This is a genomic window from Methanobacterium veterum, from assembly GCF_000745485.1.
Taxonomy (GTDB): domain Archaea; phylum Methanobacteriota; class Methanobacteria; order Methanobacteriales; family Methanobacteriaceae; genus Methanobacterium_D; species Methanobacterium_D veterum.
The window spans coordinates 1-19,991 of record NZ_JQJK01000016.1; the positions used below are offsets into that span (position 1 = coordinate 1).

Here is a 19,991-nt window from a genome sequence, read left to right on the forward strand (position 1 = left end):
TTGAGGTCAGAGGCTGCTGATACTGTTGTTGTGGTTTGGTCCTGGTTGTTTGTGGGGTTTTGGTCGTATGTGTTGTTGTTTACAGTTGCAGTGTTGGTTATAATGGTGTTGGATTTTATGATTTGAGCTATTATATTTAGTGTAATTGATGCTCCATTTGAGAGGGTATCTATGGTCCATATCCCTGTATTATGGTTATATTTTCCATTACTGTCATCTGATATCCATTGGAGTCCGGATGGTAGATAATCACTTACAGCGATATTATTGCTTGCGTCTGGTCCATTGTTAGTTACAGTTATGGTGTAATGTATTTTATCCAGGTAATTGGCAGTTGTTTTATCTACTGTTTTGCTTATTCCCAGATCTGAAGCTGGACTTACATTTACAGTCGTATTTGACTGGTCATTACCAGGTTCTGGGTCGTAATTAGTTCCTGTTATATTGGCAATATTGGTTATTTGGGTGTTTGAAGAGACAACCTGTGCTATAATATTTAATATTGCTTCTCCGCCATTTGCCAGGCTTCCAATGGTCCATGTTCCTGTTATGAAATTGTATGTTCCATTCCCGCTGGCTGATATGAATTTTAATCCTGCAGGTAATTTATCTAGTACAGTAACACCTGTTGCATTATCTGGCCCGTTGTTGTGCACTTTTAATGTGAAAGTGACATTTTGCAGATAGTTGGGCCGGGTATTATCCACGGTTTTGGTTATTTCCAGGTCAGAAGTATTTACATATAATCCTCCTGCTGGAACCTGTGCTTCGGCATCTGCATGTCCAATTACTAGATTAACAAGGCCTCCTCCAAGAAGACCAAGAATTTGCAGCCGCAAAGCATCACCTGATGCTTTGGCATAGGTACCGTCAGCAGAAGTGGTACTTTCAGTACTGCCCAATGAAAGAGTTAATATGTTAAGGCCCAGAAGGCCAATATTAACACGGCCATTTAAGGTTAAATCGTCTAATATGCTTATACCCAGAGCTTTAATATCTGCTACGTTCCATGTGAACTTTGCAGTAGCGCCTCCTGGTTTTCCATTTACTGAAGCTACTGCATTTGATTGTAATGCTTCAATGTCTAGTAAAGGAATTCCTAAAAGAGTTAGAGTTATATCAGCTACTCCTGCATTTGAAGAGCTTATTAAAATGCCTGTATTAAAATTGGGCGTTACGCTGCTGTTTGCAGTTATAAGATCGGCATTTAATGATAATACATCCAATAATTGTAGAAGCTTTATACCTACATCAATTGATGCCACTTCTCCTGATCCACTTGATTGTGGTAAAGTAGCACTTGAATTAGAAGTAGCACTTAATAGACCTACATCTATACCTAAAAGCTTTAGAGATGAGAGCAAACTGGCATTATTCGATGGAAGCAGCCCTCCTATTTTACTGCCTTCATCACCTGTTGAATATACATCTAAAAGTCCTGCTAATAAACTTCCGGTAAGAAGTTTAACTTCTAAAGGAGTTCCTCCTCCCTTGGAATAATTTGGGGAGGTACTGTTTACCAATGCGCTTGATTTTCCAGCGTAAATATCTACCAGAATATCTGGCAGTGCTCCTACATTGAGTACATAACTTGATGCACTACCGCTGTATTTAAGCAGATTATAAAGTCTAAAATTTGCGGTACCGTAAAGATTAGGGTCGCTTAGGTTTGAACTGGGTGCAACTGTTATTGTTTTAGAAATAGGCATATAACCTAATTTACTTGCAATTATTGTAAAACTCGTTTTAGAACTAATGAAATTTAATGAATAGGTACCATCATTGTGGGTTGTAGTTTGTGCTACCTGTGCGTTATTTTGGATAACCCTTATTGTAACACCTCCAAGACCCTTGTTGGTAGAATTATCTTTGACTACTCCCGATATTATAGGATCTGGAATTTGGCTGCTGGTACTTTTTACACTTGTTGATGATTGTAAAGAGTGAAAACTAGAATTGGTGTTATTGGCTGTTATATTGCTTGTATCTGCTGCTGAAACTGTACTGCAAAGAGCCAATGTGATGATACATGTTAATATTAATATTGTTCTTTTGATATTCATTTGAGAATCACCTCCTGTTTTTTTAAAAGAAATTCAAATCTTTAAATAGTTATATTGACATTTTTTCGGCGATTTTTATGAATTCACTACATCTAAAAGAATGTGAAGTATAGTAAAACATTTGTACTAATAGTGAACTGTTTGTGGGTAATATCACACGTTTATTAAAGAATTTGAATAGTTATGTGATTTGACTAATATTTTCAGTTCCATTTCAATAATTCATACTATAAAGTTTGGTACGTTATGCACAAAACGAAAAGAAGTATATCTACTTTTATTTAGTAATATAATACCATATTATATTATTAAAAAATAAATAATTTTTATAAATCAATTTTTATGTCAGATAGATAGTTTTAAAAATACTATTATAGTTAAAATAATCTTTTAGACCATTTTAATAATATAAATAAATAAAATAGCTTTTAAATTTTAAATTATGTTTATTTATGCATTTTAATTGCTTTAAAATTTATATATAAATTTTATTTATTAAATTAAATTTGCAGTAATTTTATAAAATCAAAATAGGAATGTATATAATCATAATACTTTATTAAAACTATTTTAAGCTCCATTATGTATTATTCATATGTATATTAGTTATACATTAATAATAGAATTGATAGTAGATGTATTTCTACAAAACAGGTTAAATTAAGAAATTTTTATATAACGAAATTTAAAAAGAAAAAAAGTAAAAGATGAATTTTACCATCCAGTGTGTTACTTAAGTTATGATTGCATTTCCTTTTATAGATGCAACAGTTGTCAATTTGACATTTGAGACCATTGCTTGTTCAACTATATGCATCACGACCTTAGAACCATTTTTTAAATTACCAATAGTCCATACTCCTGTTTTAGAGTTGTATTGGATGTTCTTGTCTTTGGATATGTATTTAAATCCTTTAGGCATTTTAAGAGTTACAGTAACGTTTTTAGCGTTCATTGGACCGTAATTGTATGCTGTTATTGTAAATGTAACTTTCTGTTTATATTTGGGGTGTGCGTTGTTTACTGATATCTTTACAGCTAAATCAGCTGCGGGTCCAATTTTCACGATTGCAGCTGCATTGTTATTGCTGGATTTTTGATCATAGTTGTTTCCAGTTATAGTAGCAGTGTTAGTTACCTTGGTGTTTGGAGCGGTAGCTTGTGCCACTATGTTCAGCACTGCAGTTGCGCCGTTTGCTAAGTTTCCGATGGTCCATGTCCCTGTTGTGGAGTTGTATGTTCCATTGCCGCTGGCTGATATGAATTTTAATCCTGCAGGTAGTTTGTCAGTGACTTTAATTCCTGTGGCATTATCTGGTCCGTAGTTGTGTGCTGTTAGGGTGAATGTAACTTTCTGCAGGTATTTAGGATTTGCATTGTTTACAGTTTTAGTAATTCCTAAATCTGAAGCGAGGTTTACAGTTATTGTTGAGTTATTTCGGTTGTTGGTTGAATTCTGGTCATAATTAGTCCCGTTTATAGATGCAATATTAGTTATTTTGGCGTTTGAAGTAATTACCTGTGCTATAATTTTTAGTATTGCATCTTTCCCGTTTGCTAGGTTTCCGATGGTCCATGTCCCTGTTGTGGAGTTGTATGTTCCATTGCCGCTGGCTGATATGAATTTTAACCCTGCTGGTAGTTTGTCTGTTACTTTTACTCCGGTTGCTGTGTTTGGGCCATTGTTGTGAGCGGTTAATGTGTATGTGACATTTTGAAGGTAGTTTGGACATGCATTATTTACTGTTTTAATAATTTTTAAATCTGAAGCTGCACCCACAGTTATTGTTGTATTAGACTGATTGTTGGTTGAATTCTGGTCGTAATTATCTCCTTTTACTTCTGCAATGTTGGTTATTTTGGTGTTTGATACGATGACCTGTGCTATGATACTTAGTGTTGCTTCTGCTCCATTTGTTAGTGTTCCGATGGTCCATATTCCTGTTGCGGAATCGTAGTCACCATTTGAAGATATGAATTTCAGCCCTGCTGGTAGTTTGTCCGTTACTTTTACTCCTGTTGCAGCGTCTGGGCCGTAATTGTGTACTATTAGGGTAAAAGTTACATTTTCAAGATATTTTGGATTTGTGTTGTTTGCTGTTTTAGTAATTTTTAAATCTGAAGCTGTACCTACCGTTATAGTTGAATTGGACTGATCATTATTTGGATCTGGATCGTAGTTAGTTCCAGTTATATCAGCTATGTTGGTTATTTTGGTGTTTGATGCGATGACCTGTGCTATAATATTTAATGTTGCTTCTGCTCCATTTGTTAGTGTTCCGATGGTCCATATTCCAGTTGTAATATTGTAAGTACCGTTACCATTAGCTGATATAAATTTTAACCCTGATGGTAGTTTATCTGTTACTATTACACCTGCTGCTGCATCTGGTCCGTTGTTATGTACTTTTAAGGTGTAGGTTATGTTTTGAAGGTAGTTTGGATGGGTATTGTTTACTGTTTTGGTCACTTCAAGATCGGAAGTGTTTACATGTAGTCCTCCTACAGGGACCTGTGCTTCAGCTTCAACGTGGCCAATAATTAGATTAACCAGACCTCCTCCGAGAATGTCAAGAACTTGTAGTCTTAATGCATCACCTGATACTTTGGCGTAAGTACCGTCGGCAGAAGTATTTGTTTTTTGGCCGCCTAGAGATAGGGTTAGTATACCTGGAATTTCAATCCCTGCTTTTAATTGGTCCAGAGTAACAGTTGCACCTAAGAGTTTTATAGATGCTACCTGCCAGTTGAAGGTTGCAGATGCTCCTCCTGGTTTTCCGTTAACTAAAGCTGTCGCGCTTGTTTGTAATGCTTTAATTTCCAGTAATTTATCACCTAAAAGTGTTACAGTTATGTTAGCTACTCCTGCTTTTGAAGTGCTCACTAAGACTCCTGTATTAAAATTGGGTATTACGCTGCTGCTTGAACCTACTGCACCTACATTTAATGATAATATGTGGAGTGCTTTTAAAAGCGTTATATCCAGATCAATTGATGCAAGGGTACTTGTTCCACTTGCAGATGGGGTGTTGGCACTTGAATTTGATTCAGCACTTAAAAGGCCTATATTAAGTCCTAAATTATTCAAAATTTTGTTTAAAGTGGAATTAGTTGTAGGAAGCAGTCCTCCAGATTTATAACCTTCATTTCCTGTTGAGTATACATCTAATAGTCCAGATAATAGGCTGGCTGTTAGAAGTTTGATCTCTAAAGAGGATCCACCTCCAGTGGAGTAGGTTGTGGAGCTGCTATTTACTCCAGCACTTGATTTTCCCGCATATATGTCTAATAATATCTGGGGTAATGCACCTATGTTTAAAACATAACTTGAAGCATTACCGCTGTATTTAAGCAGTTTGTAAAGTTTAAAGTCTGCAATACCGTAAAAATTAGGATCGCTTAGGTTTGAACTGCGTTTAACTGTCATGGTTTTAGATATGGGCATATATCCTAGTTTGCTTGCGATTATAGTGTAAGTTGTATTGGAATTAATGAAGTTTAATGAGTATGTACCGTCATTGCGGGTTGTAGTTTGTGCTACCTGTGTGTTGTTTTGAATAACTTTTATTGTAACGTTTCCAAGGCCTTTGTTGGTAGAATTATCCTTGACTACTCCCGATATTATAGGATCTGGAATTTGGCTGCTGGTACTTTTTACACTTGTTGATGATTGTAAAGAGTGAAAACTAGAATTGGTGTTATTGGCTGTTATATTGCTTGTATCTGCTGCTGAAACTGTACTGCAAAGAATCAATGTAAAAATGCAAACTAATACTAATATTATTCTTTTGATATTCATTTGAAAATCACCTCCTGTTTTTGTAAAAAAAATTCAAATCTTTAATGTAGGCTTGGCAATTTTTGTAGAGATAGAAATGTGAAATATAGTAAAACATTTGTACTAATTGTAAACTGTTTGTGAGTATTATCCCACGTTTATTAAAGAATTTGAATGGTTTAGTGATTTGACTTCTTTTCAGTTTCAATAGTCCATACTATAAAATTTAATACGTTATTCACAAAACAAAAACAAGCACATATGCACATATTGGGAGTATTATATAATATTAGATTATTAATTAAAGATTTATTTTAAAAAATTAATTTATATTATCTGTTAGCCATTTTAAAACTTTAAAGGGGGATTAAAACTAGTTTTAGTTGATATAAAATGGTAACTTTGTAAAATAATTTATAAATAACTAATTTTTACACTTGAAATTGACCTCTGGAATAAGTGAAAGAACCCTATTATTTTTTAATAGTTTAAAACATAAAGTAATAAGGGATATAATCATGGAATATGATGTTGTGATAATTGGTGCAGGACCTGCAGGGCTGCTTGCAGCAGCTAAGTTAGCTGATCATCTTAAAGTTGTTTTAGTAGATAAAGGGAGAGGGATGGAAGGAAGATCATGTGCTGCCCTTAAAAACAGCACCTGTAGAAAGTGCAAACCATGTAATATAACTGGGGGACTTGGTGGAGCCGGGGGGCTTTCAGACGGCAAGCTCAATTTAAGGCCGGACATAGGAGGTAACCTTGAAGAGTTTGTAAACAATGAAGAAGCATGGAATATTATACATGAAATAGATGACTTTTTCTTAAGACATGGCGCCCCCGATGAGCTGTATTCTCCCTCTAAAGAAGATATATCCGAAATTTTAAAGAAATCTGCTGCTGCTGGAATTAAATTTATCCCAATAGTCCAGAGGCACATTGGATCAGATAAGACACCTGCTGTCATAAGCTCCATAAGGAAAGAACTTGAAAGTAAGGGTGTTGTTTTTTTACTTGAAACTGAAGTTCTTGATATTCTTGCTGATAAGGAAATAAAAGGAGTAGTTGCGCGGGGAAAATCTGGAAATGAATTTGAAATAAAATGTAACTATGTACTGGCAGCACCTGGAAGAGTTGGGGCATACTGGCTCTCAGATCAGCTTAAAAAGCTTAAAATTCCTATAAAATACAACCCGGTTGATATTGGAGTTAGAGTTGAGGTTCCACAAATTGTAATGGAACCTATAACTGAAATAGAGTGGGATCCTAAATTTCACATAACAACAAAAACATATGATGACTTTGTAAGAACTTTTTGTGTGTGCCCTAAAGGGTTCGTCGTTGAAGAAGTATATGATAGTTTTGTTGGTGTAAATGGGCATTCTATGCGTGAAAAATTATCTGAAAATACAAATTTTGCTTTTTTAGTTAGGGTAGAATTAACTGAACCTGTTGAAAACACCTCTGCATATGCTTTTTCAGTTGCAAGTATTGCTAACATACTTGGGGGTGGAAAACCCATCATTCAAAGACTTGGAGATCTTAAAAGAGGCAGGAGATCAACCTGGAAACGGATTGAAAAAAGCCATGTTATTCCAACATTTAACAATGTAGTGCCTGGTGATATTGCTATGGCCCTGCCAAATAGGCTGGTTGTAAATATTATAGAAGGTCTTGATGCATTGAGTGAAGTTATTCCGGGAGTAGCATCTGATTCAACACTTATCTATGCTCCAGAAATTAAACTGTATGCCATGAGAACTGAAGTAGATCGAGGGCTGAAAACTGGTATTGAAGGGCTTTATGTGGCAGGGGATGGGGCAGGAGTTTCAAGAGGGATTGTCGGAGCTGCTGCAACGGGCATTATAGCTTCAAATGATATTTTAAGGAAAATTAACTCCATGTAATCCTATAAATGAATATAAAATAATGGCTATTCTAATAAAAGAGTTTTGGTGTTTAATTAAATGTTATAATGCCTATTTTTCTACAGTTAACCTTATTTTGAGCTATTTTTGGATTAAAGGCATAAATTTATATCATATGTTATTAAGAATATATGTATTAGATTTGTGGACTCTGAAATAACTATTAGGAGGATTAAAATGAGAAGTCTGTTTGCGGGGATACTGGCCATAATTCTTGGTCTTATAGTTATTGCGTTTCCGTTTTTAACAACGGTAACGGTCAGCATATTTGCGGGTGTTGTGGTACTTTTAATAGCAATATGGCTGCTTATACTGGGAATATCTGAGTTAGAAATAAGCAGAACAACAGGTATATTGAATTTGATACTGGGTATTATAGCCCTGATAATAGCAATTGGTTTGATTATAAACCCTGCCTTACTCAGCTTTATAGCAGGACTAACCCTTTCTATAGCAGGTATATTCCTGATAATAGCAGGTTTAATATCGTTAGTAGATGGAATGCACCGAAAAATGGCATGGGCAGGCGTTTTAGGTATAGTCCTTGGTATTATCTATCTTATACTGGGTTTATTTGCATTCAATCCAGTTAACCTGGGATTCCTAATAGGTATCTGGCTGGTTATAACTGGTATATTCAAATTAGTAGAATGAATTTAAAGAGTGGTAATTAATTACCACATATTTTGTTTTAAAACATTTATTCCATTAAAAACTTCTAAATTAGCCAGTAATCTGTTTAAAAGATTATTAAAAGAATTTAAAAATAATTTTTAGAAAAAAGTATCTATTTTTTTTGGACAACTACAGCAGTTCCATAGGCTAAAATTTCCTGCATTACATTTGAAACTTCATTGGAATCATATCGAACGCTTATTATGGCATTGGCACCCATTTGCTGCGCATGATCTATCATCCTGTACACTGCTTCGTCCCTTGACTCTTCCATCATTTTAACGTATTCCTTTATTTCTCCACCAAACATGGAACGTATTCCTGCACCTACCTGCCCGCCTACACCTCTACTGCGGACAGTCAGTCCGTAACAAAAGCCTTTAGTTTCAACAACTTCATAGCCGGGGACATGGTTCGAGCTTACCACTATAAAACTCTGCTGTAACCCTCCCTCTTCAGTGTTTATAGGCATTTCGCCCTCTTGGGAAGTATTTCCTTTCCTTTTTTCTTCAAGTTTCCTTTGTATTTCCTCATTTGAGACCATGGGAACCAACTCATTTACTAAACTACAGTTATATTTGTCTAGTTAGATTTAAATTTTTATATTCCAGGTAAAAAATTAGTTAATGATTGAATTTCATTAACCTCCTTTTAAAAGCACTTCACCGGCAAATAATACTTATAATATCTCCACTTTTAAGCTCGTAGTCGCTGCTCACCCTCATACAGCTCCTTGCGTCCATAGCATGCATGAAGCTCTCACCAATATCTGTATGGATCACGTAAGCTAAATCCCTTGGTTTTGACCCTGTCCTAATTAGAATAGCGTCTGGAAGCACGTTACCTTTGCCGTCGCACATCTTATGTTCGTCTTCAACAGGGAAAACAACGATCATCTTTAAAAGGTTGAAAATAACTGCGTTTAAAGCTTCCTGTACCCCAGTACTCCCATATTTATCGAGTACGTGTTCCTTAATATAATTCAAGGCTTTTTTCTGGGCATCGCTTAATTTTTCAGGCTCTATTATTTCGAAGTCTGAGTCTCCTGAAGTATAATTTATCAAACCTGCTTCAGCAGCTTTTACCAGAGCTAATTCTGATTCAGCAGATGCGGGAATTACATTTTCGTATTTTTCCTGCAGGCGTTTTACATTTTCCTCTGCAGTTGGAAGGTCTGCCTTGTTGGCAACTATGAGCATTGGTTTAGCTATACGCAGCAGAACAGCTAAAAATTCCTGCATGTCTTCATCTTCCCAGGCATGATATTCGGCAGGGATAGACCTTTTTGCTTCGAGGATATCTTCTAAAGATATTCCAATTCCGCTGAGCTGGTCGTGTATAATTCTAGCAAAATCAACCTTCTCTGCCTGGGCCTTTCTTATTAACCTGCTCCAGTTTTTCTTCAATATCCCAAAGAGCCACATGGTTATCTCATGTTCTAAGAAGTCCACGTCTTCAAGAGGATCATGGGAACCTGCATCTACAGGCCGTCCTTCTTCATCAGTTGATCCTGAAGCGTCTATTATATGTATAAATGCTCCAGATTGCCTTAAATCGTCTAAAAACTTATTTCCAAGTCCACGTCCTTCGTGAGCTCCTGGAACTAACCCTGCAACGTCTATTAATTCTACAGGTATCATCCTGGTTCCTTCAACACATTTTGAGTTTCGTGGGTTGCATGTAATCTCTAGTTCTGTACATGGGCATTTTGTTGTGACATAGGCAACTGCTTTATTTGCATCTATGGTTGTGAATGGATAACTTGCAACTTCAACCTGACTTAAAGTTGCTGAATTAAAAAATGAAGATTTTCCAACGTTTGGCTTTCCTGTTACTCCGATCTGTAGCATTTTTATCACGTTCTATTTATTCTTTTTATCAGTTTAATATTGAGGTGAGGTAGCAGATAACATTTGTGGAAATTAATTTAATTAATTTAAACAGTTATAATGGAGAAAAGTAGTGTATAACACTAATAACTGGATAATTAATTAAAAAAATTTAGGTAAGGACGTATTTTTTCCCGTACCGTGTTTCATATGTGTAATATAATTTATAGGCCCATTTATAAGTCCAGTAGTAGTGCCATTCCCCATGGCGTTTGTACCAGTGTTTGTACCATTTCTTGTACCATTTTTTATGTGAAACCTTTGCTTTGTAGCTGTATTTTACTGTTCGATAAATTTTGTATTTATCTGTGTAAACATATGACAACGTACCTGACCTGTCAATGGCCATGAATTTGATGGTTTGGCTGGTTTTAAGGATAATGGGGCCTGTATAAACCAGACTATTTCTTGTAGGGTTACTTCCATTCAGCGTATAATAAATGGTTGCAGGTTCACTTGCTTTTAAGATTATAGTTAATGGGCTGTAGTATGAACCTCCTTTTAGATTAACACTTACTGAGGGAGCTGTTGAATCTGCTATTATGTTTGTTAAAGCCTTAAGTGCGTTAATTCTGCCTCCAGTTAAGATTTTCCCTGCTAAAGAACTTATATAGTCTACGTTATTTAAAATGGTGTATTTTATTTGAAGGGCACTTAGATCTGGCCTTACTGACTTAATGAGTCCTGCAAGCCCTGTTACATATGGTACAGCCATCGAAGTTCCTTGCATATATCCGTACTGTGATCCTGGCAATGTACTGCATATGTGTGTTCCTGGAGCAGCTACATCAACTGAATTCAAGCCATAATCTGAAAAAGAGGCAAGAGCATCGCTTGCATCGGTTGCCGCAACTGAAATTATGTTTTTACTTGTAAAACATGCAGGGTAAACTGGTGAAATATCATCATTTGTGCCACTGCCTCTATTTCCTGCAGCACAGACTACAAGAGCAGAAGAAGCATCAATTACATCTTTAAGGGCTTGGGAGTATTCACTTCCTCCCCATGAACAGCTTATTATACTTGCCCCCATTTTGGTTGCATAACGTATTGCAGATACAGCATCATCTACGTACCCGTTTCCTTCATTATCAAGGAATTTTAGGGACATGATTGTGGCGCTCCACATAACTCCTGTAACTCCTTTGGAGTTGTTACCTGCGGCTGCAATAATCCCTGCTACATGGGTACCATGTCCGTCATCATCAGAGATATTATTATCGCCGCTGATGAAATTCCATCCATAAATATCATCTATATATCCATTGTGGTCGTCATCAATGCCATTTCCAGGTATTTCGCCTTTATTTATCCATATATTGGCTTTAAGATCAGGGTGATTTAGATCAATTCCAGAATCAATTACTGCAATTATAACCTTATGTGATCCAGTTGTGATATTCCATGCCTCTGAGGCATTGACCTGAGAAAGTCCCCATTGATAATCATAATAAGTGTCATCAGGAATGGAATTTTCTGCATAGGCGTAATTAGGTTCTGCATAAATTACGTTAGAATTTTTCTTATACTTTGCTATTGCATCCTTTAGAGACATATTTGCAGGTATTCTAACAAGTTGTAATCCTTTCACTTCATTGTATTCTTTTATTACAGTAGCCCCAATTTGGCGGTTAACCATTTGGGAATTTTTTTTATAACTGGTTTCGCTGCTGTACTTAAATTTAACAAAAAGCTCATTTTTTTTGTAATTTGTAGAATTAGTGTTTTTTGAGGTGTAATTATTTGTTATATTTGAAGAAATGGATGTTGAAGATAGATTAGTACTACCATTTATGTCCGAAACATTTGAGGCGCTAGCTACGCTACAAAAAGTAAATAATGAAATTAATACCAGTATCAACAGTATTATATGCTTTTTCAACGCTTTCCCCTTTATTTAATTTATTATAACTCAATTTATATTATGTAAAATCCAGTATATAATAATTTCTTATACATAAATGCTTTAAGGGCTATAGTACGCATTTTTAAGTTTTAAAATAATAAAAGTTAGGCATATATGTATTAATATGAAATTTCATACATGCAGTGTCTTAAACATTTTCGTTCATGCCCACGATCATAGGCATGAGTGTAAAGAAAAATAAGTTCATTCAGGCGGGCATGATTTTAGACATGTTCAACTCAAAGTAACAGGTTTGTTGTTTAACACACACAGTAAAATTTTACAATAATATGACATGGGAGAATAAGTTTTAAAAGTTAGTGAACCTATATAATATAACATATTTTAACGGGGTTTAAATGTCAAAGCTGTATATTGTAGGAATAGGTCCTGGATCTAAAGATTACTTAACTTTAGCTTCAAAAAAAGCGGTTGAATCTTCGGATATAGTAATTGGAAGTAGAAGAGCACTTGATCTTTTTAAAATTCCAGATCATGGTAAGATAGAACTCAACGCTCAAAATATGAAAGAAGATATGAAACTCGCAGTTTCTGAGGTTAAAAGTGGTAAAATTGTTGCACTGCTTTCAACTGGCGATCCTGGATTTTCCGGAATTTTAAAGCCAATTTTAAAGATGAAAGAGGATATAAATATTGAAGTTATCCCTGGAGTAAGTTCAGTTCAATTATGTGCCGCCAAACTTAAAATTCCGTGGGACGAAGCTAATTTAGTTACCATGCATGGAAAAGGGATTTCAGAGGATATTTTGGATATCATCAACAATGGAAAGCCTACAATAATGCTCCCAAACTTTAAACCAGCTGAATTAGCAGCTTATTTAATTGAAAATGGCATTAATCCAGATAGAAAAGCATCAATTTGTGAAAAACTCAGTTACAGGGATGAAAATATAATAGAAACATCTTTAAAAGGTATTTTAGAAATGAAATTCAGCTATATGTGTGTTATGGTTGTTTATTAGAACTAGAAAAGAAAGAATTTGGTATTTTCATGTTTTAAATCGAAAGTGTATCCTGCAAAACTATTGCAATCATAATTCTTTATACCTGATATTAAATGATAAAATATTATTAATAAAGTAATCTGGGATATAATTTAAATAGCATATATTGGTTTAAATTTTGTATTATACAATATAAAAGTCCAAAATTCATAATAAACGAAAATGTATTATTAATAAAATAGAAACAATAAAGTATGACTAATAATGCATATGCTTCTTGGATTCATGGTTCTGCTATGCAGATAGAATTTCCAGAAAATCTCGCATCTGTTAAACGTGCAGGATGGGGAATTACTGTTTCTAGTAAAAGTGGTATGTCCAATGTATTCCATTTTCCAATTCCAACTCCAGTGATAATCAATGATCAGAGGCTGAAGGTTGGTTCTGTAATGCTTCAATTCACAACTGGGTCTGGTGATGCAGTTGTACGGAAAATTATCATTAATGATGGTAAAAATTTGCTAAAATCATATGAAAATGTTAATTTGTCTGGAAAGGTTGGATGGAAGCGTTTTGATGTTCCTAATCATCCTTCTGCACAGTTGGGGATAGATATTATAGTTCACGTAAGATTTGGTGTGGAAAGTTCAGATCATAGCATGACATTTGAAGCTGCAGGGTGTGATTTTTTACCTCCATAAGACACGTGGAATACAAATATTACACAATTTGCAATAAAGTGTATCCAAAAGTAATACGTTAGTTTATACCAGTACTGATCGTTACGAATTTTTTATCTATTTTGAATTTTAAAGTTTTACAGCTAAATTTAGTTTTAAGAATCTGTAGTTGATTTGATATTGCTTCATGTGTTTATATCATAAGATTAAAATTGTTGATTTGCAGAAATAGTAAAATAAAACAAGCCATGTCTATTTTATCAATTCTTCATCTTCTTCCTGCCACATTGGGTAAACCATGGCTAAAAATTTAAGTTCATTATGGTCTGTGTTTTCAATGTACTGCTTTGAATTTGCAGGAATGTAAATGACTTGCCCTGGTTGAACTTCTTCAGATTCATCATCAATATGCATAATGCCCTTGCCTTCAAGGATGTAGTATATCTCAATGGAAGTTTTTAATCTGTGGGGTAGTGAAGATTCACCCGCCTTTAAAATTGCATGGGCAATGCTGTAACCTATGTTTAAGTCTTCATTCTCATTTTGTGGATGCAGTAATTCGCAGAGAATGGTATTATCAAGGGCTTTAAAATAATCGCAGTTTTTTATGTCTCTTATCAACATATGACCATCTCATTCAGGATATAATTAATAATATTATATAAACAATTGAATATATGGGATATTAACACTATAAATGCTTTTTTATAATACAAACTCATTATAATCAAATTTATTGATGTTAAGCCATTTTTGTGCTCTATAATGGTATTTTTTTCATGATTATATATTATATTATGTTAATAAATGATATTTTAATGGTTAAACAGCTATATTTGAAGATATAATACCTATAGTCTAATAAATACTTAAAATAATGCTTAATTAAATAGTTTAAAATTAGGACTCTAGAATTAAAATTTTTAGGTAAATAACAAGAAATAAAAAATATTTGAGTTATAATAATCAAATATTTTTAGAATTTGGACTGTAAAAGGATATCTATAGCATCATCCACGGTTACAATGCCTTTAAGATGATTTTCATCGTCAATAACAGGGACTGCAAGTAAATTGTACTTTGCAATGGTTTCTATTACATCAAACTGTTTTTTGTTAACATCAACAGATATAACCTCTTTAGTCATGAACTCTCTTATTGGTTTATCAGGATCTGCAAATAACACCTGTTTTAAAGATGTAACTCCGGTTAAATTATCCTGTTTAGATAATGCATAAATGTAATAAATACTTTCAGCTTCTTTATCCATTTCTTTGAGCTTATTTACAATTTCACCTGCTTTCAACTCTTCAGAGACTGCCGCAAATTCGGTTGTCATAATCCCTCCAGCGGTGTCTTCGGGGTACTGTAGAAGTTTCTTCAGGTCATTTGATTCTTCGGGATCCATTAATTCCAGCAGGTTATCTGTTTTAGAATCGGAAAGACAGCTGAGTAAATCAGTTGCATCATCAGGCGACATTTTATTTAAAATATTTGCAGCTTTTTTAGAATCAATTTCATCCAGTAAACACATCTGGTTTTCCTGTGAAACTTCCTCCAGAATGTCGGCGGCAACTTCGTCATCAAATGAGTTGAGGATGGTAACTGAATCTTTAACGCTCAACTTTTCAACTATATCTGCTATGTCTGCAGGGTGAAGCTTCTTAAGGTCGTATTCATGAACTTTTAATTTTAAATTGAACATGTTGTCCCTGCTTGTTGTGACATCGATATCTTTCCAATCTATATAATCCTCTTGAAGGTTTATCTTAAGGCTGCTTGCTATTTTTTCCAGCCCAAGTCTTCGCAGTGCTCCTTTAAGACTTATATCCACACCAATAAGCCTATAATGGCTGTTAACAGGGGATACCTGCAGGTCGTTAATTCTTCTTATTTTTTTGCCATCTACATCCACCAGCTGTTTATCAAACACATCGTCTACAAGTTTGATATCTCTTTCGCCTATATTATATTCTTTAATGCTTTCAAAGCGGGTATTAAGTGATATATTACTTCCGGAATTGTTTATATATTCCCAGGGTATGTTAATATCTTTTTTATGGGGGCCACGAAGAACTATTGCGTTTATTACAGGATATGATCTCCTGGCAGAGATTATGCAGTCTTTGCACTTTCCAACCATTTTACCGTTTGAGTCAAACACGGGTTTTTCGATGATTTCGCTTATAAATTGTAAAAAATCACTCCCCTGAGCAGATTTATTTTTCGCTTATGTCTATCATGCAAATGGATTATACTTCCTGTTAAATTGTAATTGGGACATAAAATTATCTTAAAAATATTTATTCAACATATAATTTATTTAAACAATCTCATGACGCGGGTGTTACTTTGAAATTCCGGTTATAACCACAATTTCTTCAAAGAAACACTTTTCACTGGCTGTGATGCTGGCCTCAAATCCCAGTGCCTCTAATTTTTGGATGGTTTTTTCGTTATCGGATAAAGATGACTGCACGAGCTGGACTCGGCCGCCTTCATTTAAATGGTCCTTTACTTCATCAAGGAACTTGTCTATAGTTGCTCTACCGTCTGCTCCACCGTCCCAGGCGGCATTGATTTCACCGTCAAATTTTTCATCTTCCTCAGTTGGGAGGTAGGGGGTATTGAATAAGATTAAATCAAATTTCTCATCTTTAACTGGCTCAAATAAGTTCCCTTGTTTTAATTCAACGTTATAAGTCCGGTTAGTAATGGTATTTTTAAGGGCGCATTTAACTGCATCTTCATTTATGTCAGTTGCAGTTACTTTTTTTGATTTTTGTGCAGCTGTAACTGCTATGAGGCCTGTTCCTGTCCCTATTTCAAGTACTTCATCTCTCCTTTGAATATCTAAATTTTCTGCAAGTAAGAATGTGTCTTCTGCAGGTTCATAGACATTTGGATGAGTGTAAATTACGATTCCTTTGTATTCTAGCATTTTAATTATTCCTTACTGTTGATAAATTTCAAATATAAAAAAGATAATAAAATCAGGATTTATAAATTATTGTATTTAGTTAAACATTTTATTTTACACCTGTGCATATTGTAGTATACGCAGTCTTCAGGATATGATCTACATATCTCCATGTACTTGAAACTTTTGCTGCAATTAGGGGATTTTTAGGATATTTTTTCAATGTTTGTATGGCCTCTTCTTTTTCGACATATCTTGCTTTCCCTACATTAATCATCCCTTCAGTAAGTTCATCTAAAAATACAGATTCTGTAAACTTTGAATCTTTATTTATTGTTCTGCAAACGCGTTCTCCTACTGCACATTTCTTTGATTCATGAATCAAAATTGACGCGGTGTTTATGTCAATGAGTTTTGGTTCTGATACTATTATTTTCTTCAATAATTCTTTCCCGATGAGTTGGCCTAAAACTGGAATTTTTACAAGTTTAAGAAAATAAAGCGTCAATTTCACATTTTTTAAAACTTTTCCAGATGTATAATCATCAATAGTTGGCATATTATGGCCTGTTTTAATATTTAATTAAAAATATTTGGGAAGACAGTATATTCAGTCAAATAAAGTTTAATCAAACACTTCCCTAAATCCATATTTGATCTGTAGATTATACTTACTTTCAGAGTCTTTAGCAATTTCAATTTTATCTCCAGCTTCTAATCCTTTCCATGAAATAAAATAGTGTTCATGCGGCCTGTCAGGCCCTCTACAAGTACAGGGATATGATTTTACCATGACTTCTCTGGATATATTTTCATTTGAAAGCTCAAAATTAGTTCCAATGGGAGGAAAAAATGGCAGTTTATTTTTTAAAACAAAAATGAAATCTTCCTTAGCTTCCTTTGGAGATATCTTTCTTGAATAAATGTTTTGAGAGGCCATTTATACTCCTCAAACTCGTTTCGATGTTAAGAATTTACCTTCAAACCCGTCGATAGCAGCTGGAAGGCAGTCAAGCACCGAAGCAAATCCTGAATGGTGTAAATTCAGCACTACAGCACCGACCACTTCTTCACGAGTAGCACCTTCATTTTTGGCCATCATTGCGTGCATCTGCACTCCTTTTATATTCCGATTAGCGGTTTGAATGGCTATGTTAATTAACTGCTTTGTTTTAGCATCTAAACCTTCTAAAGACTGCTGGGCTTTAATCAAATCGTTAAAACGTTCTGCAACTTCTGGACATTCTTCTATAAATATTTCATATGGGCTCTGGGTCATATTTTCATCTCCATTTTAGTTTTTTTCCATGAATTAACTTTTGCAAGTGTCATGCAAAAGGTTCCTCCTACTACAAGTCCTGCTAAGATGAATTTATTTGTATCTTGCATATAATTAAATTTAAATGCATAAATATAGCTTAATATTAACCCTAAAATTAAAATGAGTGTTGAAATCGTCAAATAAACATTTTTATTGTGATATCCTCTAATTTCAAATAAAATACCTAACAAAAAAACTACATAAAAAGATCCAATTGATATTGACAATGTGGGGTTAGTTGTCCAAGAATTTATAACACCAATTAATATAAGAAAGCTTCCTAAAACCAATAGTATAATCTTATCCATTATATCTATCCTTTCTTCTTTTTCATGTCCTAATTTAGATTAGATAGATATAAATGTATTTATTTTTCTAAAATTTCTTTCAATTCTCCAGAAATCTCCATAACTTCATCAGGCTCAAGTTTCACAACTCTAGTGCTCAAAAGAGTTTCATCTAAATTTGAAACTATTTCCTTAGCTTCTTTTTTATCCACATCTGCAATTTCATGGAATGAGTTAAGCAGAGCATTTCTCACTTTTTTCTTTTTATGCTGGAAAAGTGCCCTTGAAACTTTTGTAAAAAATTCATCAATTTCTGTGTTTTTTGGAATTAGTTTGATTACAGCTGATGATATCTTTGGATTTGGGAAGAATGCGTGTTTTGAAACTTCAAAAAGCATTTCAACATCTCCACAGAAATGCATCATCAGGGATAACCTTGAATAATTAGATTCGCCGGGTTTTGCAACCATCCTTTCTGCAAATTCAAGCTGATACATAAGTACTGCAAAATCAAAGTTATATTCAAGAAGTTTAAACGTGATGGGAGATGAAATTTTATATGGGAGGTTAGATACAACTTTATTAAACCCTGGAAAATCAGTTTTTACAGCATCTGCAACCATAACTTCTACATTTTGGATATTGAGATTTTTAAGACGCTCATTTAAAACAGCAGCAATTTTGGGATCCTGTTCAACAGCAATTACTTTTTTAGCATGTTCGGCCAGGGGAATTGTTAACGTTCCTATACCCGCACCAATTTCAAGTACAGTGTCTTCAGAAGACAGATCTGCATAATCAACGATTTTGTTTAGTATATTTGAATCAATCAGGTAATTCTGACCTTTTCGCTTATCTAATCTTATATCATTCTCTTTCAGTATTTTTAGAGTTTCTTTAACTAACATTAGATATGACCTGAGTAAGATTGTAATGTTCTATAAAAAAATTAGAAAAAAATATTTAATTTAAAATAATTAGTTTCGTTTTGCAGTGGATCGGGTGAAAAGTACATATTTTCGCTTTCCTTTTTTGTCTCCTGTAGCTTCAAGTTCCATAAGAACTCTTTTTGAAAGAAGCTTTACAGGGTCTGAAAGCATAGGAACCCTTTTTTTAAGGTCATCAAAGCTTTCAAATGGTTTTTCCTGTCGTGCTTTGATAATATCCCACATATGTTTTTTTCCAATTCCAGGTAATAGTTCGAGTTGATGGAGTCTGGTTGATATTGATCCTGCTTCGTTGAAAAACTCAATGAATTTATCTTCTTTTGATTTAATGATTTCTTCTACAACGTAGTTTAATTCAACTTTAGCAGTGGCAGTGAGGTCATCATATCTGAGTCGTCGGTTTACACGAGAGATCTGTTCGCGTTTTCCTGAGCCTATATAAACTTTCTGGTGAATATCCAGTGAAGTGTTTTCCTTTGGGATAAGCTCAAGTAGAGTAAATTCCTCTTTCCCTATAGCTTGAACTACAGGTTTTCTTTTATATGATGGTATACCTTCTTTAACATAACCTAAAGGAAGATAATCCAAAATAATTGCATATTCTTCCATTTAATCACATCGCCGATGCTATC

Annotated in this window: 18 protein-coding genes; 4 read left to right on the top strand and 14 right to left on the bottom strand. The window is 34.4% G+C overall.

Annotated elements, in window-relative coordinates; translation table 11 throughout:
- A partial coding sequence (locus EJ01_RS08640; protein ID WP_048192872.1) for a carboxypeptidase regulatory-like domain-containing protein occupies positions 1-2,063 on the bottom strand: 2,063 nt, incomplete at its 3' end.
- A gap of 733 nt (positions 2,064-2,796) precedes the next feature.
- Positions 2,797-5,862 carry a carboxypeptidase regulatory-like domain-containing protein gene (locus EJ01_RS16490; RefSeq protein ID WP_052376004.1) on the bottom strand — a complete coding sequence of 1,022 codons (3,066 nt, stop codon included), beginning with the start codon at positions 5,860-5,862 and terminating at the stop codon, positions 2,797-2,799.
- Between the two features lie 497 nt (positions 5,863-6,359).
- On the opposite strand from EJ01_RS16490, the gene EJ01_RS08650 reads away from it, so the two are divergent.
- Both EJ01_RS08650 and EJ01_RS08655 read left to right on the top strand, forming a co-directional pair.
- Entirely contained in the window at positions 6,360-7,748 is a 1,389-nt protein-coding gene (locus tag EJ01_RS08650) for an NAD(P)/FAD-dependent oxidoreductase (RefSeq protein ID WP_048081673.1), read from the top strand.
- A gap of 198 nt (positions 7,749-7,946) precedes the next feature.
- Positions 7,947-8,423, top strand: a complete 477-nt coding sequence (locus EJ01_RS08655; protein ID WP_048081674.1) for a DUF308 domain-containing protein — start codon at positions 7,947-7,949, stop codon at positions 8,421-8,423.
- Positions 8,424-8,556: 133 nt separating this feature from the next.
- On the opposite strand, the gene EJ01_RS08660 is transcribed toward EJ01_RS08655, so the two are convergent.
- From EJ01_RS08660 to EJ01_RS08670, 3 genes are all read right to left on the bottom strand, one after another.
- The gene (locus EJ01_RS08660; protein ID WP_048081784.1) at positions 8,557-8,916 is read right to left on the bottom strand and encodes a heavy metal-binding domain-containing protein; all 360 of its coding nucleotides are present in this window, start codon (positions 8,914-8,916) and stop codon (positions 8,557-8,559) included.
- A gap of 190 nt (positions 8,917-9,106) precedes the next feature.
- Positions 9,107-10,294, bottom strand: a complete 1,188-nt coding sequence (locus EJ01_RS08665) for a redox-regulated ATPase YchF (protein WP_048081675.1) — start codon at positions 10,292-10,294, stop codon at positions 9,107-9,109.
- A 151-nt stretch (positions 10,295-10,445) separates the two neighbouring features.
- Positions 10,446-12,215 carry a S8 family serine peptidase gene (locus tag EJ01_RS08670; RefSeq protein ID WP_052376007.1) on the bottom strand — a complete coding sequence of 590 codons (1,770 nt, stop codon included), beginning with the start codon at positions 12,213-12,215 and terminating at the stop codon, positions 10,446-10,448.
- A 383-nt stretch (positions 12,216-12,598) separates the two neighbouring features.
- Here EJ01_RS08670 and cbiE point away from each other — a divergent pair, with 383 nt between their 5' ends.
- Both cbiE and EJ01_RS08680 read left to right on the top strand, forming a co-directional pair.
- Positions 12,599-13,222 carry a precorrin-6y C5,15-methyltransferase (decarboxylating) subunit CbiE gene (gene cbiE / locus EJ01_RS08675; protein ID WP_048081676.1) on the top strand — a complete coding sequence of 208 codons (624 nt, stop codon included), beginning with the start codon at positions 12,599-12,601 and terminating at the stop codon, positions 13,220-13,222.
- Positions 13,223-13,458: 236 nt separating this feature from the next.
- A complete protein-coding gene (locus EJ01_RS08680; protein WP_052376009.1) occupies positions 13,459-13,905 on the top strand; it encodes a DUF6623 family protein in 447 nt (148 codons plus the stop codon).
- Positions 13,906-14,136: 231 nt separating this feature from the next.
- On the opposite strand, the gene EJ01_RS08685 is transcribed toward EJ01_RS08680, so the two are convergent.
- From EJ01_RS08685 to EJ01_RS08725, 9 genes are all read right to left on the bottom strand, one after another.
- Positions 14,137-14,508 (bottom strand): cupin domain-containing protein, encoded by a 372-nt coding sequence (locus tag EJ01_RS08685; RefSeq protein WP_048081677.1) that lies wholly within the window; start codon positions 14,506-14,508, stop codon positions 14,137-14,139.
- Positions 14,509-14,860: 352 nt separating this feature from the next.
- A complete protein-coding gene (locus EJ01_RS08690; RefSeq protein WP_048081678.1) occupies positions 14,861-16,027 on the bottom strand; it encodes a magnesium transporter in 1,167 nt (388 codons plus the stop codon).
- A gap of 204 nt (positions 16,028-16,231) precedes the next feature.
- Positions 16,232-16,825, bottom strand: coding sequence for a HemK2/MTQ2 family protein methyltransferase (locus tag EJ01_RS08695; RefSeq protein ID WP_048081679.1), 594 nt, complete (start codon positions 16,823-16,825; stop codon positions 16,232-16,234).
- Between the two features lie 88 nt (positions 16,826-16,913).
- Complete coding sequence (locus tag EJ01_RS08700) at positions 16,914-17,363, bottom strand: hypothetical protein (RefSeq protein WP_048081680.1); 450 nt, start codon at positions 17,361-17,363, stop codon at positions 16,914-16,916.
- A gap of 66 nt (positions 17,364-17,429) precedes the next feature.
- The gene (locus tag EJ01_RS08705; RefSeq protein WP_048081681.1) at positions 17,430-17,744 is read right to left on the bottom strand and encodes a hypothetical protein; all 315 of its coding nucleotides are present in this window, start codon (positions 17,742-17,744) and stop codon (positions 17,430-17,432) included.
- A gap of 9 nt (positions 17,745-17,753) precedes the next feature.
- Complete coding sequence (locus tag EJ01_RS08710; protein WP_048081682.1) at positions 17,754-18,083, bottom strand: carboxymuconolactone decarboxylase family protein; 330 nt, start codon at positions 18,081-18,083, stop codon at positions 17,754-17,756.
- Positions 18,080-18,433 (bottom strand): hypothetical protein, encoded by a 354-nt coding sequence (locus EJ01_RS08715; protein ID WP_048081683.1) that lies wholly within the window; start codon positions 18,431-18,433, stop codon positions 18,080-18,082. Before EJ01_RS08715 ends, EJ01_RS08710 begins: the two co-directional genes overlap by 4 nt.
- Positions 18,434-18,492: 59 nt before the next feature.
- Entirely contained in the window at positions 18,493-19,320 is an 828-nt protein-coding gene (gene rsmA, locus EJ01_RS08720; protein WP_048081684.1) for a 16S rRNA (adenine(1518)-N(6)/adenine(1519)-N(6))-dimethyltransferase RsmA, read from the bottom strand.
- Between the two features lie 69 nt (positions 19,321-19,389).
- Entirely contained in the window at positions 19,390-19,968 is a 579-nt protein-coding gene (locus EJ01_RS08725) for a DUF655 domain-containing protein (RefSeq protein WP_048081685.1), read from the bottom strand.
- Positions 19,969-19,991 lie beyond the last annotated feature (23 nt).

Bases quoted from the DNA above. Each gene is read 5' to 3' on its own strand.
- EJ01_RS16490 (WP_052376004.1), bottom strand. From the start codon at position 5,862: ATGAATATCAAAAGAATAATATTAGTATTAGTTTGCATTTTTACATTG.
- EJ01_RS08650 (WP_048081673.1), top strand. From the start codon at position 6,360: ATGGAATATGATGTTGTGATAATTGGTGCAGGACCTGCAGGGCTGCTT.
- EJ01_RS08655 (WP_048081674.1), top strand. From the start codon at position 7,947: ATGAGAAGTCTGTTTGCGGGGATACTGGCCATAATTCTTGGTCTTATA.
- EJ01_RS08660 (WP_048081784.1), bottom strand. From the start codon at position 8,916: ATGCCTATAAACACTGAAGAGGGAGGGTTACAGCAGAGTTTTATAGTG.
- EJ01_RS08665 (WP_048081675.1), bottom strand. From the start codon at position 10,294: ATGCTACAGATCGGAGTAACAGGAAAGCCAAACGTTGGAAAATCTTCA.
- cbiE (WP_048081676.1), top strand. From the start codon at position 12,599: ATGTCAAAGCTGTATATTGTAGGAATAGGTCCTGGATCTAAAGATTAC.
- EJ01_RS08680 (WP_052376009.1), top strand. From the start codon at position 13,459: ATGACTAATAATGCATATGCTTCTTGGATTCATGGTTCTGCTATGCAG.
- EJ01_RS08685 (WP_048081677.1), bottom strand. From the start codon at position 14,508: ATGTTGATAAGAGACATAAAAAACTGCGATTATTTTAAAGCCCTTGAT.
- EJ01_RS08690 (WP_048081678.1), bottom strand. From the start codon at position 16,027: ATGGTTGGAAAGTGCAAAGACTGCATAATCTCTGCCAGGAGATCATAT.
- EJ01_RS08695 (WP_048081679.1), bottom strand. From the start codon at position 16,825: ATGCTAGAATACAAAGGAATCGTAATTTACACTCATCCAAATGTCTAT.
- EJ01_RS08700 (WP_048081680.1), bottom strand. From the start codon at position 17,363: ATGCCAACTATTGATGATTATACATCTGGAAAAGTTTTAAAAAATGTG.
- EJ01_RS08705 (WP_048081681.1), bottom strand. From the start codon at position 17,744: ATGGCCTCTCAAAACATTTATTCAAGAAAGATATCTCCAAAGGAAGCT.
- EJ01_RS08710 (WP_048081682.1), bottom strand. From the start codon at position 18,083: ATGACCCAGAGCCCATATGAAATATTTATAGAAGAATGTCCAGAAGTT.
- EJ01_RS08715 (WP_048081683.1), bottom strand. From the start codon at position 18,433: ATGGATAAGATTATACTATTGGTTTTAGGAAGCTTTCTTATATTAATT.
- rsmA (WP_048081684.1), bottom strand. From the start codon at position 19,320: ATGTTAGTTAAAGAAACTCTAAAAATACTGAAAGAGAATGATATAAGA.
- EJ01_RS08725 (WP_048081685.1), bottom strand. From the start codon at position 19,968: ATGGAAGAATATGCAATTATTTTGGATTATCTTCCTTTAGGTTATGTT.